The organism is Puerhibacterium sp. TATVAM-FAB25, from assembly GCF_046535855.1.
In the GTDB taxonomy this organism is placed as follows: Bacteria; Actinomycetota; Actinomycetes; order Actinomycetales; family Cellulomonadaceae; genus Puerhibacterium; species Puerhibacterium variabilis_A.
In genome coordinates, this window is sequence record NZ_JAXUAK010000021.1 from 1 (window position 1) to 13,275 (window position 13,275).

A 13,275-nucleotide genomic window follows, 5' to 3' on the forward strand; every position below is an offset into this window, starting at 1 on the left:
GAGGCGGCACGCGTGGCAGCCGCGGCGGAACCCTCGGCCGCGCCCTCCGCCCCTGCCGCCGCCGACCCGGCCCCCATGGCCGATCCCGGCCCGGGCGGCCAGCCGAGCGACGCGCAGCCGAGCGACGCGCAGTCGAGCGACGCGCCCAGCGGACAGCCGAGCGATGCGCAGCCGAGCGACGCGCCCAGCGGCCAGCCCGGTGACGAGCCCGGCGAGGAGCGGGGCGACGAGCCGACGGCGACGGGCCCGGCGGCGGAGGGCTCGACGGCGCCGTCCCCGGCCGCCGAGCCGTCGCCGTCGTCGTCCGCTCCGACGGCCACCGGGCCGTCGGACCGGCCGGCCGGGCGGGCCCCGCCCGGCGGTCCGACGGCGACGCCCGGCCCTACGGCCTGAGCCGCCCCCGGTCCCGCACCAGCCCCTGCGCCCGCGCCGCGACCGAGCGCGCGAGCGGGGCGCCGCCGACCAGCGAGCGCGGCAGGACGCCGCGGGGCGCCAGCAGGCACCCGGCGAGGGTGCGGCGGTCGCGGTAGAGCCGCGTGGAGGCCTCGTCCTTGGGGTGGACGCACGAGTCGACGAGGTCGACGTCGTCCGCCCGCAGGAGGTGCTCCTGCTCCATGACGCGGCCGAGGACGCCGGGGCCGAACCGCGCGAACCGTTCGTCGTAGGCGTCCATGAGGCCGCACAGGTGGCGGCCCGCCCGCAGGTTCACCGACATGTAGAGGAGCTCGTCGCCCGCCATGAGGCTGAAGACGTGCAGCGCCCCGCGCTCCCGCAACCGCGCGCCGACCTCGCTGAACCACTCCCACGCGCCGGGGACGACCTGCAGCGCTCCGCCGCCGCGCTCGCTGCGCCCCTTCCAGCCGGCGGCCTCGAGCCGTGCGAAGTCCTCGAGCGCCGCCGGGTCGGCGCCGCGGTCGGAGAACACCAGGGGCCCGTACTCCTCCTCGAGGCGCCGCTGCACCCGGTTGAGGTTGCGGCGCGCGGAGGTGGCCAGCGCCGCGCGCGGGGCCGGGGAGGGGACCGTGGCGTCGAGCACCGCGCGCTCGAACCGGTACCGCTCGACGAGCGGCACGCGCCGGGCGCGGCACGCCGCCTCGAGCGCCGCCCAGAACGGTCCGTGCCGCGGGACGAGCGTGAGCTCGACGAGCCCGGGCAGCCCGCTGCGGCGCGAGCGCAGGTGGTCCACGACGGCCGCCGTCGCGGCCCGGGCCTCGTCGGCGTCCACGAGCGGCACGCACAGCGGGGAGTCCGAGCCCAGGAACGGGCCGGCGGTCGTGGCGAGCGGCAGCGGCGTGCCGCGGAAGCGGGGCACGACGGACAGCGGCACGAGGGCGAGGAGCCGGGTGGCGTCCTCCACCAGCACGAGCCGGACGTCGCGCGCCGCGGGCAGGTGCCGGTGCGCCGTGGCGAGGTACGCCGGGGACAGGAACGGGTTCGGGTCGGCCGCGCGGTCGACGAGGTCGGCCCAGCGGTCGAGGTCGGGCGGGGGAAGGTCGGCGAGCGCCACCGTCCGGGCGCGCAGGGTTGTCGTCATGGTCCGCCTCCTCGCGGGTCGGGCGGGGACGTCACGGTCCACCGCCGGTCGGGTCCAGCACGTCCGCGCCGAGGACCCTGCGCAGGCGCGCGCTCGCGACGCTCCAGTCGTTGGCGCGCGCGTGCGCCGCGCAGGCCGCGCGGGTCCGGTCGAGCAGGGCGGGGTCGTCGGCCAGCGCCTCGAGCGCCGCGGCGACCGCCCCGGCGTCGTCGGGCGGCACGAGCAGGCCGGCGTCGCCGACCGCCTCCGGGAGCCCGCCGACGTCGGACGCGACGACGGCGGCGCCGGCCGCCATGCCCTCGAGCGCCGTGAGCCCGAACGGCTCGGGCCACACCGACGGCACCACCACCACGTCGGCGCGCGCGAGGAGCGCGGGCAGGTCGGTCCGCGCCACGAACGAGGCGAAGCGGACCGTGCCGCGCAGCCCGGCGGCCTGGGCGCGCAGGGCGCGCTCGTAGGGGCTCAGGGGGGCGTCGGCCGCGAAGCCGGGGCGCCCGACGACGGTGACCTCGACGTCGGCCCGGCCGAGGCGGGCGACGGCGTCGAGCAGCACGTGGACGCCCTTGTCGGGGATGACGCGCCCGACGTACGTCACGCGCAGCGCGTCGCCGCGCGGCGGCCGGCGGACCGCGAAGGCCTCGACGTCGACGCCGTTGCGGACGGTGCGCACCCGCGAGCGCAGGTGGCGGGGCAGGCGGGACCGGACGGCCTCGCTGAGGTGGTCGCTCACGCACACGACGACGACGGCGCGCGCGAGGACGCGGCCCGCCTCGGCGGCCGAGTAGGTGCCGAGCAGCTGGTTGTGCGCGTACAGCACCGGTGCGTGCCGGTCGTCGACCAGCGGCACGAGCGCCGGCGCGTTGTGCGCGAGGACGAACGCCGGCTCCCACCCGCGCTGGCCGGCGAGCGCGGCGCCGAGGGCGCGACGGGCGCCGAGGCGCGGCAGGCCGGCGCGCGCGAGCCCCGCGTCCACCCACCGGTCGGCCCGCCGCGGGCGTGCCGCGGCGTACTCGAGCACCTCGGCGCTGGTGTAGCGGTCGGGGTACGTCCCGGCGGCCACGACGACGGCCGGGCGGGGCTCGTGCGGCGGCGTGGCGCGGCTGAGCCCGTCGACGATCGTCGGGACGGCGCTGCCCGTCCGGGGCGAGAAGTGGTCGCCCGGGGTCAGGACGTGCACCATCCGGCGGCTCATGGCGCCCCGGCCACCGCGGCACGGTCGGGAGCGCCGTCGGCGGCCATCTCGGGAGCGCCGTCGAGCCGGCGCGCGGCGTGGTCCCGCCGACGCTCGGCGGCGGCCGCGGGCAGCCCAGCCACGAGACCGCCGAGCTCCGCCGCGATGCCGGCGAGCACGACGGGCGCGGTGACGCGGCGCAGCAGCGGGCGCGGCGACCCGTCGGCCATCCGCGGCCCGAGGCGGGCGCGGACGGCCCAGACGTAGGCGCCCTGGTCGCGCGCGACCGTGCGCGCGAAGCGGCGCAGGATCGGGTCGCGCCAGCCGAAGAGCCGGACGAGCGTGACGACGTGGTCGCGCCGGTGGTGGTACAGCGACCTCAGGTCGGACCGGGTGTCGAGGGCGCCGCACCGGCCGTCGTGGTGCACCACGGCGCGCGGGGCGAAGACCAGGCGGCCGCCGCCGGCGCGCACCCGGAGCGACAGGTCGGTGCCGACCCAGCAGCCCCGGGCGGAGACGCCGCCGGCGGCCGCGAGCGCGGTGCGCCGGAACGACATCGCGGCCCCGTGCAGGTGGTCGACGTCGACCACGCGCCCGGGGTCCGTGCCGAAGCGGTCCGTGAGCCGGCCGTCGGGCAGCAGGCGCCCGACGAGCTCGAGCCCGTCGGCCTCGTCCTGCGGGCCGGCGTCGACGACCCGCCCGCCGACGCCGGCGACGTCCGGGTCGGCGTACGGGGCGACCAGCGCGTCGAGCCACCCGGGGGCGGCGCGGGCGTCGTCGTGGACGAACGCCACGACGTCCCCGCGCAGCTCCGCGAGGCCGGGCGTGCCGCCCGGCCCGGGGCGCACGACGCGGACGTCCGGCAGCGCGCGGCGCAGCCGCTCGCCCGCGCGCCCGTCGTCCGACGCGTCGAGCACCACGACCTCGAGCGGCGCCGTGCCGAGGGACTCGAGGTGGTGGAGGTACGCGCGGACGGCGCGCGGCGGGCCGTGCGTCGCGACGACGAGGCTCACGGTCGGCCGCGCGGCGGGCCGCGCGATGGGCTGGGCGATGGGCTGGGCGGCGGGAGGCGCGGCGGAGGTCACGGCTCGCCTCCCGGCGGCTCGGGGACGCGCACGAGGCGGTACCAGTCGCTGCGGCGCAGGGGCGAGCCGAGGACGGCGGCGCGCGGGCGCCGCGTGCGGCGCTCCCAGCGCTCGTACACGACCGGGCGGGAGTAGTCCTCCGTGTGCCCGGACCAGCCGAACTTCCGCCGCATGACGTCGGGCGAGCGCACCCAGGAGAAGTGCAGCACCGCGGCCTCGGGGTCGACGACCTCGTGCACCGTCGCGTCGTGGGGGTGCGCGGGGTCGGTGTTCCACGGGCCGAGGTCCACGCGGTACAGCGGGACGTCCGCCTGGCGGGCGTGGCGCAGTCGCGTGCCCGCGCGCACCGCGAGGGGGCCGGGGTAGGAGGCGCGGGGGCGCCAGAGCCGGCTGCTCGCCTCGAGGTAGCGGCCGGGCGCGACCCGCGAGTACAGCCAGCGCGAGGGGTAGTCGAGCCCGCCGGCGCCGGCGGCGTCGGCGCGGCGCAGGGCGGCCAGGAAGGCCGGCGGGTCGAGCATGACCTCGTCGGTGTCGAGCTGCAGCACCCAGTCGGCGTCCTGCGACGCCAGGTCGAGCGCGTCCTGCCGCTGCCGGGTCTCGGCGTCGAACGGCTCGTCCCCGAGCCGCACGTAGTCGCCCGGCGCGTGGACGCACCGGCCGTCGACGTCGACCTCCTTGACGAGCGCGAGGCACTCCTCGACGGGCAGGGGCGTGCCGGTCCACGACGTCGACGTCCGGTCGTAGGACAGCACGATCCGGTCGACGTGCGGGTAGTACGCCCGCAGGCTCGCGGCGAGGAAGCTCGGGTCGGCGACCAGGACGTACGCGGTCAGGCGCATCAGATGTAGTCCGCGAACTCGCGCTCGTTCTTCTGGAAGACGAGCGTGCCGGCGAGGAAGATCAGCGGCGCGGCGACGGCGAGGGCGACGACCTGCCACGTCACGGGCGTGTCCGTGCCGAGCAGCGACCACCGGAACGCCTCGAGGAACCAGGTGACCGGGTTGATGTCGAACAGCCACCGCAGGCCCTGCGGCACCTCCGACAGGGCGTAGGCGACCGGGCTCGCGTACAGCAGGATCTGCGTGAGCCACGGCAGCACGTACTGCACGTCGCGGTACTTGACCATGTACGCGGCGGCGGCGAGCCCGAGCCCGGTGCCGACCAGCAGGATGAGCAACACCCACACCGGCAGCAGCAGCACGGGCCAGCCGGGGTTGATGCCGTAGACGAACAGCAGCGCCACGGCCAGCACGAGCGCGACGAGGAAGTCGACGACGACGGACGCGAGGCTCGAGACCGGCACGAGCAGCCGCGGGAAGAAGACCTTCTGGACCAGCGCCTGGTTGCCGACCATCGAGCTCGACGCGCGCCCGAGCGAGCCGTTGAAGAGGTTCCACGCCAGCATGCCGGCGAGCGAGAACAGGAAGTACGGCGTCGCGCCGCTCGACATGTCGGCGATCTGCCCGAACACGATCGTGAAGATGCCCGCGCTGACGAGCGGCTGGGCGATCACCCACGTGATGCCGAAGAACGTCTGGCGGTAGCGCACGATGATGTCGCGCTGGGCCAGGCGCACGGCGACCTCGCGCGCGCCCCACAGCGCCCGCCAGGCCGGCAGGTTGAGGCGCCCCGGCGGCGTGATGACGGTGCGCTCGACGGGGTGCGCGGGCTGGTGCTGGGCGGCGTGCTGGGCGGTGCTGGGCGCGGCGTCCACGTCAGGCCCCCTCGTAGTGGAAGTCGGCGAAGACCAGGCCCTTGTCCGTGCTCGAGGACTCGGCGTACTCCGGGTACGGCAGGTCGGGCAGCACCTCGAACCGCCAGGCGCCCTCCCACGCGTCGAGCACGCCGGACTGGCAGGCGTACAGGTCGACCGTGTACTGGCCCGGCTTGAGCCACAGGTCGCGGATCACGAGCCGGCCCTTCTGGTGCTGGTCGGGGTCGAACCACCTGCCCACCAGCCGGCTGTCGCACTGCGCGATCACGGCGCCCTGGTCGTTGTTGACGTGCGCGGACACGAAGTACGTCCCCACCAGGTCCTTGCTCGGCGGCACCTCGAAGTCGACGACGACGTCCTGCGACGAGCGCAGGAACTCGTCCTCCATCTGCACCGACGAGAACCGGACGTCGCCGGTGCCGGGGCGCCGGGCGGGGTCCGACTGCGCCGCGGCGAAGCTCTCGAAGCTCTCCCGGTAGGCCTGGAGGGTGCCGTCCACGGTGCCGGCGTACCGCAGCCGCCCGCGGTCGAGCAGGATCGCCGAGGAGCACAGGGCCTGGACGGTCTGCAGCTGGTGGCTGACGTACAGCACGGTGCGGCCGCCCTGGGCGGCCTCGCGCATCTTGGCGATCGAGCGGCGCTGGAACTCCGCGTCGCCCACGGCGAGCACCTCGTCGATCGCGAGGATCTCCGTGTCGAGGTGCGCCGCGACCGAGAACGCCAGCCGCACGTACATGCCCGAGGAGTAGCGCTTGACCGGCGTCGCGAGGAACTTCTCGATCCCGGAGAACTCGACGATCTCGTCGTAGCGCCGCCGGATCTCCTTGCGCGTCATGCCCAGGATCGCGCCGTTGAGGTAGATGTTCTCCCGCCCCGTCAGCTCCGGGTGGAACCCGGTCCCGACCTCGAGCAGCGACCCGATGCGGCCGTCGAGCTCGATGCGGCCCCGGCTGGGGGCGGTCACGCGGGTGAGGATCTTCAGGAGCGTCGACTTGCCCGCCCCGTTGCGGCCGACGATCCCCAGGGCCTCGCCCTGGGGCACGTCGAAGGTGATGTCGTCGAGCGCGTCGAAGTCCGTGGTGCGCGCCCTGCCGGTGGAGCGCAGCCACTGGATCGCGGCGCTCGCGGCGGTGGACGGGCGCTCGCCGGTGGCGCCGAGCCGGTAGGTCTTGCCGAGCCCGGCGACGCGGATCGCGTGATCTGTGATCGCTGCCACATCGGGAACATAACCGCCACCGCGCGCGACCGGACCGGGCGGGCGGGGTGAACGCGGGGTGAATCCGGCCCTGACGCAGCGGACCGGGTGAACTTCGCGCCGCCCCGGCGGGACGGCGGCGCGCGCCCGTAGCATCGACGACGTCCGGCCCGGCGGAGTCAGGGGCGACGATGGTGACGAACGACAGCACCACGGCCGGGCAGGGCGCGCGCCGGCCGTCCCGGCGACGCACGGTCGCGGTCTCGGCCGTCGCCGTCCTCCTCGTGCTGGTGGTGGTGGGCCTGGTCGCGTGGCCGGGCGGCCGCCCGGGGAGCCCGGCGGACCGCCAGGGCGGCCCCGCGCTGCCGTCGGTGGCGCCGGTCTCCGCGCCGGGCGCGGTGCCGGTCTGCGGGTTCCCCGTGCTCGACGCCGTCACCGAGGACGGGGTGGAGGAGGCCGACCTCGACGGCGTGCGCACGGTCGTGGACGACGTCGTGACCGTGCCGGGCACCGAGCCGGTGACCTTCCGGCTGGCGGGCGGCGGCGCGTTCGTGCTCGAGCGCGAGGACGCGACCTACACCGTGTCCCGGTACGACCTGCGCACCGGCGAGCGGACCGCCACGACGGCGATCGAGCTGGCGGCCGACGAGGGCACCGAGACGTTCAGCACGGACTTCCTCGAGGTCGACGACGACGGCGCCGCCTACCTGCTCGACACGCTCGCGGGGCGGCGCGACCTGCTCAAGGTCGCCCCCGACGGCGCGGTGGTGTGGCGCACGGCGATCCCGGCAGGGCCCGCCACCACCGGCGACCTGCTGGACCTGTACGGGCTCGTGCGGTGGCCGGACGCGGCGGGCGGCGGCGAGGTCGTCGGCGTCCAGGAGGGCGGCGCGCTGCTGCACCGCGTGACCGCGGACGGCGAGCTGCTCGACCCGGCCGAGCTGCCCGGCGCCGTCGTCGGCCAGCTCCCGGACGGGCAGGTGGTCGTCGCGGGCGACGAGCAGGACGGCGACGTGCGCCGCGTCGACCTGCGCGCGGTCGACGCCGCCGGGCGCACGAGCCTGCACCTCGGGGCGTCCTGGGAGCGCGGGCTGCCGTTCGCCGTCCCGCGCCCGACGTGGACCGAGCCGTCCGGTGTCTCGACCGCCCCCGACGGCGACGGCGTCCTCGTGGCCGAGCCCGGCGTCGGGTTCCGCTGGTTCGGCGAGGACGGCGTCTTCCGCGGGGTGTGGCCCGACTCGCGCACCGACGTCGACCAGCCGTTCGCGCTGTGGGACGGCACGCCCGTGCTGCGCGCCGACACCGACCCGCGGGCGCCCTACTACGTGCTGACCCACGGCGACGACGGCGGCTACGCGCTGACCGAGGTCTCGGCCGAGCGGATGGCGTTCCAGCTCACCGCGACGAAGCCGTACAGCGCGGCGAACGAGCCGCTGCTCAGCGGGCTCGGCCTCGGCGCCGGGCTCCTGGTCGACCGGCCGTACGGCGTGTTCCCGGCCGGGACCGAGCCGCGCGTGCGCGCCGCGTTCGACGACGCGTGGGCGCCCTGGGCGGACACCTACCGGCTGCGCTACCAGGTGCGCGGCGACCCGCGCGTGCCGGACCCCGTCGTGGGCGAGGAGACGCTGGTCGACCTGCCGCCCCGCGGCGGGGAGGTCCCCCTCGAGCTGCCCGCCGCGCGGCCCGGCGTCTACGAGGTCGACGCCGCGCTGGTGCGGGCCGACACCGGGGAGGCCGTCTCGGGCACCTGCCTGCGCTACACCGTCGGCGCGGCGGGCAGCGGGCTCGACCCCGCGGCGCTCGCCGACGGCGCGGACTGGGGCGGCGCGGCCCCGGTGCGCGGGGTCCAGCTCGCCGACCAGCTGGGCGTCGGCAGCCACCGCACGCAGCTCGACTTCGGCGCGATCGTCCCCGACCCGACCGCGGAGCCCGACCCCGCCGCGCTCGTGTGGGACTCCCTGCCCGCCCGGGCGCCCGCGGAGGGCGAGGAGGTGCCGCAGGAGGGCGCGGACCCGTTCGCCGAGCTGGTCGCGGCCGCTCGGCTGGCCGAGCGGACCGGCGTGCTGCTCGTGCTGCAGGTCGGCTCGGGCGGCGAGGCGGAGAAGGCCGCCGTCGAGGCCGGCACGTGGGAGGGCTGGGTGCGGGCGATCGCCGCCGCGGTGCACGAGCGCGCCCCGTCCCTGCGGCACTGGCAGCCCTGGAACGAGCCCAACAACACCGGCTACGGCGACCCCGCCGCCTACGAGCGGGAGGTGGGTGCGCCCTTCGCGCGCGCGGTCCGCGCGGCCGTGCCGGACGTCGTCGTGATCGGCGGCAACACGCTGGGGATCATGCCGGACTGGTGGGCCGGCCTGGTCGAGGCCGGCGGCTGCGAGTCGCTCGACGTGGTGGGCATCCACCCGTACACGGGGATGAACCGCTCCTGGGAGGAGGAGGGCTTCTCCCTCGACGGCGCCGAGCTCGACCAGCTGCGCGAGGCGCTCGCCCCGTGCGGGGACGTCCCGGTGTGGGACACCGAGTCGGGCTGGTGGTCGGACGGCGTCGCCAACCTGCGCGCCACGGCGTGGGACGTGGCTCGCAAGCTGCTGTGGTACCGCGTCGAGGGCATCGGGGAGTGGACGTACTTCTTCTCCGAGGGCGGGTTCGGCGAGGCGGGCGTGTCCTGGTCCCTGGTGCAGTACGGCGACTACGTCAAGCCCGCCGGCGCGGTGTTCGCGGCCACGGCGCCGTTCCTCGACGGGTTCGAGCGCTTCGCGACCGTCGACGACGGCGCGCCGGGCGTGCACGCCGTGCGCGCCCGGGCGCGCGACGGGCGCGAGCTGCTCGCGGTGTGGTCGGAGGACCTCGCGGTGCCGGTGCGGGTCGCCGCGGCCGGGGACCGGGCGGTGCAGGTGCTGCGGCGCGACCCCTACGGCGCCGAGGGCACGCTCGAGGTCCCGGCGGGCGGGGCGCAGGTCGACCTCAGCGGCGCCCCGCTCTTCCTCGTGGCGCCGCCGGGCACGGACCTCGGGGTCGCGCCGGTCGAGGAGCTCGGCGAGGACGTGCTCCAGGGCCGCCCGGCCACGGCCACCTCCACCCACGAGGAGGCGAGCCCGCCGGAGGTCGTCACGACCGGCACGTTCGCGGTGCGCGACCCGTGGCGCTCGGGCCGCCTCGACGACGGCGCGGTGGACGAGGCGCCGGCCGTCGAGGTCGCGACGGCGGGGCCGGTGGTGATCGACCGCGTCGCCGTCGCCACGGCGGGCATCCGCTGCTGCGCGTCGGGGCTGCGCGACTACACCGTCTCGGTGCGGACGCCCGAGGGGCGCTGGCTCGACGTCGCCGAGGTCCGCGACCAGTTCTGGGAGCGGGTGGCGCTCGTGCGGTTCGAGCCCGTCGAGGTCACCGCCGTCCGCGTCTCGGTCCCGATGACGACCGAGCGGGGGGTGCCCGTCCTCGCCGCGAACTACACCGGCGTCCTCGGCGGCCTGCACCCCGACTACATCCCGCTGACGACCGAGAGCGACTGGATCGCGACCGTCAGCGCGGTCCGGGCGTGGGCGTCGCAGGGCTCCGGGTGAAACCGCGCCCGGCGGGGCCCGACGGCGGGTGAATCGGCCGCGCGGCCCGGTCCGGACGCCCCCGGGCGTGCCTATCCTCGGGCACGGCCGAGACCGGGCACGGTCTGCCGACGCAGCGAGGAAGCGGGGTCGCCGTGGCGTACGACGCGAGGGCCGTGGCCTTCTACCTGCCCCAGTTCCACCCCATCCCGGAGAACGACGAGTGGTGGGGACCGGGGTTCACCGAGTGGACGAACACGGCGAAGGCGCGCCCGCTGTTCCCCGGGCACCGGCAGCCGGACCTGCCGGCCGACCTCGGCTTCTACGACCTGCGGCTGCCCGAGGCGCGCGCGGCGCAGGCCGAGCTGGCGCTGGAGCACGGGGTCGAGGCGTTCGCCTACTGGCACTACTGGTTCGGCCACGGCCGGCGGATCCTGGAGCGACCCTTCGCCGAGGTGCTGGCCCTGGGCGAGCCCAAGATCTCGTTCTGCCTCGCGTGGGCCAACCAGACGTGGAGCGGCATCTGGCACGGCGACGCCGACAAGGTGCTGGTGCAGCAGCACTACCCGGGTCCCGAGGACCACGTGGCCCACTTCCAGGCGGTGCTGCCGGCGTTCCGCGACCCGCGGTACCTGCGGGTGGACGACAAGCCGGTGTTCTACGTCTTCCGCCCCGAGGAGCTGCCCGACGCCGCGCAGTTCGTCGACCTGTGGCAGGACCTGGCGCGGCGCGCCGGGCTGCCGGGGCTGTACCTCGTCGCGGAGATGAGCGACCTGCTGGGCGCGGGCGTGAAGTACGACCGCGTCGAGGCGGACGGGTTCGACGCCGGCGTGTACATGCGCCTGCCGGCGCGCACGACGCCGGCCGACGTGCTGCGCATGCGGGCGGGCCGCAAGCTCGCGCGCTGGCCGGAGCGGTACCCGTACGCGCAGGACTGGGCCGCCACCGCCCGCACCGGCCCCGCGATCCAGCCGTGCGTCTACCCGAACTGGGACAACTCGCCGCGCTCGGGCCGCCGCGGCGTCGTCGTGACCGGGTCGGAGCCCCGGCTCTTCGAGCAGCACGTGCGCCAGGCGGTCGCCACGCTGGCCGACCGCCCGGCGCAGGAGCGGCTGCTGTGGGTCAAGTCGTGGAACGAGTGGGCGGAGGGCAACCACCTCGAGCCCGACCTGCGCCACGGCCACGGCTGGCTGGAGGCGCTGCGGGAGGGTCTCGGTGGCTGAGGCGCCCGCGGGCGGGGCCCCGCTGCGGATCGCGATGATCTCCTACTACCTGCCGAGCGCCAGCAAGATGGGCATCGGCTACCAGGTGCACGCGCTGGCGGAGGAGCTGGTGCGGCGCGGCCACCACGTGGACGTCCTCAGCGAGTGCCCGCCCGTCGACGGCGCGTCGTACGGCCACCGCCACGTCCCGCTGCGCGGCCCGCTGCGCACCTTCCGCTTCGCCCTGGCGCTGCGCCGCCTCGACCTGAGCGGCTACGACGTGCTGCACGCGCACGGCGACGACTACTGGTTGTGGCGCCGGCGGGTGCGCCGGCACGTCCGGACGCTGCACGGGTCGTGCTTCGAGGAGGCCCGGCGCATCCGCGGCGTCAAGGAGAAGGCCCGCATGGTGCTGCTCGGCCTGTCCGAGGTGCTCGCCAGCGTCGTGGCCGACCGGACCGTCGTCGTCTCGCCCATGACCCGGCGCTGGTACCCGTGGGTGCGCGGCGTCGTGCCCAACGGCGTCGACACGCGCCGCTTCGCCCCGGACGACGCGCCGCGGGCGGACCACCCCGTCGTGCTCTTCGTCGGCGCGTGGAAGGGTCGCAAGCGGGGCGACGTCCTCGCGCGGCAGTTCGTGCGGGACGTGCGCCCGGCGCTGCCCGACGCCGAGCTGTGGATGGTCTCGCGGGACGTGCCCGAGGGCGCGGGCGACGGCGTCGTCGAGCTGGGCGCGCTGAGCGACGACGAGCTCGTCGAGGCCTACCGTCGCGCCTGGGTGTTCTGCCTGCCGTCGGACTACGAGGGATTCGGCATCCCGTACGTCGAGGCGATGGCGAGCGGGGCGCCGGTCGTCTCGACGCCGAACGTCGGCGCCCGGTACGTCAGCGAGGACGGCCGCAGCGCGCGGCTCGTGCCGCTCGAGGACGTCGGGACGGCGCTGCGCGACCTGCTCCAGGACGGCGACGCCCGCGCGGCGCTCGCGAAGCTGGGCCTCGAGCGCGCGGCGGCGTTCGACCTGCGCCGCGTCGTGGACGCCTACGAGGAGCTGTACCGGTCCTGACGGCGCCGGCCGCCCTGGCGGTCGGGCGGCAGCACCCGCGCCGCGGCGGCCGCCGCGCAGGCGAGCGCGGCGACGAGCAGGACCGACCCGACCACGTCGCTGGGGCGGTGGGCGTGCCCGACGACCGACGCCCCGGCGGCCAGGGCGACGGCCACGGCACCGCCGGCGGCGACGAGGCCACGTCCCGCCCACGGCCACAGGACTGCGACGGCGGCCGCGAGGGCCGCGGCGAGCGCGACGTGGCCGGACGGGAACGTGTTCTCGAGGTAGCCGTGCTCGCCCAGGTACGGGCGGTCGAGCCACGACTCGCGCAGGGCCCGGGCGAGGGGGAGCGCGGCGCCCACCAGGACGGCGGACGCGAGCAGCGCCCGCCGGCGCCCGCGCCGCAAGGCGCCGAGCGCCACGGCGAGGTAGGCCCCCAGCAGCACGGCGGGCAGCCCGACGCGCAGCGCCGACGCCGGCCGCTCGAGCACGGCGTTCGCCGCCTGCGCGCGGGCGAACAGCGCGACGTCCGCGGCCTGCCCGACCGCGGTGCGCACCGCCCCCAGGTACAGGACCGCCAGCGCGACGAGGCAGCACGCGCCGGCCACGGCGAGCGCGACGGCGGACCACCGGCCGGGCCGCGCGCCGCGCGCGACCCGGCCGGTCGGGTCCCTGCGCGGCCCGTCCGCCATGCCCGCTCCGTCCGCCCGCTCCGTCCGCCCGCTCCGTCCGCCCGCTCCGTCCGCCTGCTCCCGCGAGGCCGGCGGACCCCCGCCCGCCATCCTCGCCG

The 13,275-nt window shown here is 76.9% G+C and carries 10 protein-coding genes and 1 pseudogene; 3 read left to right on the forward strand and 8 right to left on the reverse strand.

Annotation, left to right across the window (positions count from 1 at the left end; genetic code table 11):
• The 7 genes and pseudogenes from U5M74_RS14745 to U5M74_RS14775 form a co-directional block, all read right to left on the reverse strand.
• Window positions 1–320: pseudogene (locus U5M74_RS14745) on the reverse strand (hypothetical protein); the annotation flags it as partial.
• A gap of 62 nt (window positions 321–382) precedes the next feature.
• Window positions 383–1,534, reverse strand: a complete 1,152-nt coding sequence (locus tag U5M74_RS14750) for a GNAT family N-acetyltransferase (protein ID WP_410909682.1) — start codon at window positions 1,532–1,534, stop codon at window positions 383–385.
• 31 nt (window positions 1,535–1,565) lie between these two features.
• Entirely contained in the window at window positions 1,566–2,714 is a 1,149-nt protein-coding gene (locus U5M74_RS14755) for a glycosyltransferase family 4 protein (protein WP_410909683.1), read from the reverse strand.
• A gap of 8 nt (window positions 2,715–2,722) precedes the next feature.
• Window positions 2,723–3,790, reverse strand: coding sequence for a glycosyltransferase family 2 protein (locus U5M74_RS14760; protein WP_410909684.1), 1,068 nt, complete (start codon window positions 3,788–3,790; stop codon window positions 2,723–2,725).
• Window positions 3,787–4,629, reverse strand: a complete 843-nt coding sequence (locus U5M74_RS14765; protein ID WP_410909685.1) for a hypothetical protein — start codon at window positions 4,627–4,629, stop codon at window positions 3,787–3,789. The genes U5M74_RS14760 and U5M74_RS14765 overlap by 4 nt, the downstream gene beginning before the upstream one ends.
• Window positions 4,629–5,504, reverse strand: a complete 876-nt coding sequence (locus U5M74_RS14770) for an ABC transporter permease (RefSeq protein WP_410909686.1) — start codon at window positions 5,502–5,504, stop codon at window positions 4,629–4,631. Before U5M74_RS14770 ends, U5M74_RS14765 begins: the two co-directional genes overlap by 1 nt.
• A 1-nt stretch (window position 5,505) precedes the next feature.
• Window positions 5,506–6,720 carry an ABC transporter ATP-binding protein gene (locus U5M74_RS14775; RefSeq protein ID WP_410909687.1) on the reverse strand — a complete coding sequence of 405 codons (1,215 nt, stop codon included), beginning with the start codon at window positions 6,718–6,720 and terminating at the stop codon, window positions 5,506–5,508.
• 170 nt (window positions 6,721–6,890) lie between these two features.
• Here U5M74_RS14775 and U5M74_RS14780 point away from each other — a divergent pair, with 170 nt between their 5' ends.
• The 3 genes from U5M74_RS14780 to U5M74_RS14790 all read left to right on the forward strand — a co-directional run bounded on the left by U5M74_RS14780 (window position 6,891) and on the right by U5M74_RS14790 (window position 12,503).
• Window positions 6,891–10,259 (forward strand): hypothetical protein, encoded by a 3,369-nt coding sequence (locus U5M74_RS14780; RefSeq protein ID WP_410909688.1) that lies wholly within the window; start codon window positions 6,891–6,893, stop codon window positions 10,257–10,259.
• Window positions 10,260–10,393: 134 nt separating this feature from the next.
• Window positions 10,394–11,461, forward strand: a complete 1,068-nt coding sequence (locus U5M74_RS14785) for a glycoside hydrolase family 99-like domain-containing protein (RefSeq protein ID WP_410909689.1) — start codon at window positions 10,394–10,396, stop codon at window positions 11,459–11,461.
• A complete protein-coding gene (locus U5M74_RS14790) occupies window positions 11,454–12,503 on the forward strand; it encodes a glycosyltransferase family 4 protein (protein ID WP_410909690.1) in 1,050 nt (349 codons plus the stop codon). Before U5M74_RS14785 ends, U5M74_RS14790 begins: the two co-directional genes overlap by 8 nt.
• Here the strand turns inward: U5M74_RS14790 and U5M74_RS14795 are convergent.
• Window positions 12,479–13,177: a phosphatase PAP2 family protein gene (locus U5M74_RS14795; protein WP_410909691.1), complete on the reverse strand. Its 699-nt coding sequence runs from the start codon at window positions 13,175–13,177 to the stop codon at window positions 12,479–12,481. The genes U5M74_RS14790 and U5M74_RS14795 overlap by 25 nt on opposite strands.
• Window positions 13,178–13,275 lie beyond the last annotated feature (98 nt).

Excerpts from the sequence above, each read along its gene's own strand:
- U5M74_RS14750 (WP_410909682.1), bottom strand. The coding sequence starts at position 1,534 with ATGACGACAACCCTGCGCGCCCGGACGGTGGCGCTCGCCGACCTTCCC.
- U5M74_RS14795 (WP_410909691.1), bottom strand. The coding sequence starts at position 13,177 with ATGGCGGACGGGCCGCGCAGGGACCCGACCGGCCGGGTCGCGCGCGGC.
- U5M74_RS14765 (WP_410909685.1), bottom strand. The coding sequence starts at position 4,629 with ATGCGCCTGACCGCGTACGTCCTGGTCGCCGACCCGAGCTTCCTCGCC.
- U5M74_RS14780 (WP_410909688.1), top strand. The coding sequence starts at position 6,891 with ATGGTGACGAACGACAGCACCACGGCCGGGCAGGGCGCGCGCCGGCCG.
- U5M74_RS14755 (WP_410909683.1), bottom strand. The coding sequence starts at position 2,714 with ATGGTGCACGTCCTGACCCCGGGCGACCACTTCTCGCCCCGGACGGGC.